This window comes from Proteus genomosp. 4 str. ATCC 51469 (genome assembly GCF_003144375.1).
Taxonomy (GTDB): domain Bacteria; phylum Pseudomonadota; class Gammaproteobacteria; order Enterobacterales; family Enterobacteriaceae; genus Proteus.
In genome coordinates this window covers 1-1,523 of sequence record NZ_PENV01000041.1, presented here as the reverse complement: position 1 = coordinate 1,523, position 1,523 = coordinate 1, and the positions used below count along the sequence as shown (strand labels likewise).

Sequence of the window (1,523 nt, the reverse complement as noted above, 5' to 3'; positions counted from 1 at the left end):
TCACGGTGTACTTGAGATTCTGTAGTACGAGCACCAATGGCACCCCAACTCATTAAATCAGCAACGTATTGAGGCGTTATCATATCTAAAAACTCGCCAGCTGTTGGCAAGCCACTATCTATACTATGTGGGTAACGAGTAGAATAATCGACAATAGAAGCTTGATTTAATACGATAGTATAATATTTCTCATTTTTACCGTGCTGTGAAGTTCTATAAAAATCAAAGGTTAATTTAAGAACTTCATTATTAGAAATGGCAACTAATAACAAAGGTGATGATTTATCAATATTTTTAATAAACTCTATTGGATGATGGGATACATTTTGATTTCTTGTTATCGTGCTACTATATTCAATAATAATAATTTCATCTTCCTTTCCTTCTTGGCATTTATTTCCAATAGAGTCAATTGTTCCACATCATCTTGAAATTAATCCTTGTTGTTTTCCTTCAATTGTTAAATAAATTAAGTTTCCCATTTTAATTTTTTAATCCTTTAATTATAATAACCTTAAATATACAACCATAATAAAAAATTAAAAATCAAATAAAGAATAGGGATATTAATATGAAATTAAAAATAGTTACCATTCTATTTATTATCTGCTTATAACGAGAATGCGGAGGCTCAAGCAAAAATAGGTTCTTTCTACATTAATGGAAATTTATATTTCCCTAAAGATTATGAATTGGCCATGAAGTGGCTACTAAAATCGTCTAGTAAAAATAATCCTACTGCACAGTTTTATATAGGATATATGTATGATGATGGTTTAGGTGTTATACAAAATTACTATATAGCAATTGAATGGTATTTAAAATCTGCAGAGCAGAATTTTAGTAGAGCACAGAATAATCTAGGTCTTTTATATTTAGATGGTCTTGGTACTAAACAAGACTACGAAAAAGCAATGGAGTGGTATTTAAAAGCAGTTAGTAATGGGCATATCAAAACAAACAATAATATTGCTTATTCATATCAACATGGCTTAGGAGTTGATCAGGATTATCAGAAAGCAATGATCTTCTATTTAAAGGCGGCTGAAGATAATGATCCCTCAGCTATTTATAATATTGGTTATTTATATGAAAAAGGATTGGGTGTCATTGCTGACAAAGAAAAAGCATGTGAATGGTATCAAAAGTCATATGAGCTTGGGTTTAAACCCGCTAAATTTAGACTTGATCTATTAAAGGTACATGACTAACTTATTTTCTTTTTCATAAAAAAATACCGTTGATTAATTATCAACGGTATTACAGTTTGTGTACTAATATAATATCAGTTAACCGCGACGAGCAACAACCGCATCTGCTAATTGGCGTAACAGCGTTTCGGTATCATCCCAACCAATACAAGCATCGGTGATACTTTTACCGTAAACCAAAGGCTCACCACTCTCTAATGACTGGCTACCTTCCACTAAATGACTCTCAATCATAACGCCGATTAATGCTTTTTCACCTGAGCTAATTTGTTGGCAAATATCAGCACCAACTTCCATTTGTTTCTCAAATTT

At 31.6% G+C, this 1,523-nt stretch carries 1 protein-coding gene and 4 pseudogenes; 2 read left to right on the top strand and 3 right to left on the bottom strand.

Annotation, left to right across the window (positions count from 1 at the left end):
- A pseudogene (locus DK866_RS20245) lies at positions 1–119 on the bottom strand (3-deoxy-7-phosphoheptulonate synthase); the annotation flags it as partial.
- Positions 120–170: 51 nt separating this feature from the next.
- Positions 171–362, bottom strand: a pseudogene (tssD, locus tag DK866_RS20240) (type VI secretion system tube protein TssD); the annotation flags it as partial.
- 273 nt (positions 363–635) lie between these two features.
- On the opposite strand from tssD, the pseudogene DK866_RS20280 reads away from it, so the two are divergent.
- Positions 636–722 (top strand): annotated as a pseudogene (locus DK866_RS20280) (hypothetical protein); the annotation flags it as partial.
- Positions 699–1,211 carry a tetratricopeptide repeat protein gene (locus tag DK866_RS19735; RefSeq protein WP_162557045.1) on the top strand — a complete coding sequence of 171 codons (513 nt, stop codon included), beginning with the start codon at positions 699–701 and terminating at the stop codon, positions 1,209–1,211. The pseudogene DK866_RS20280 and the gene DK866_RS19735, both read left to right, overlap by 24 nt.
- Before the next feature lie 78 nt (positions 1,212–1,289).
- Here the strand turns inward: DK866_RS19735 and DK866_RS19730 are convergent.
- Positions 1,290–1,523: pseudogene (locus tag DK866_RS19730) on the bottom strand (3-deoxy-7-phosphoheptulonate synthase); the annotation flags it as partial.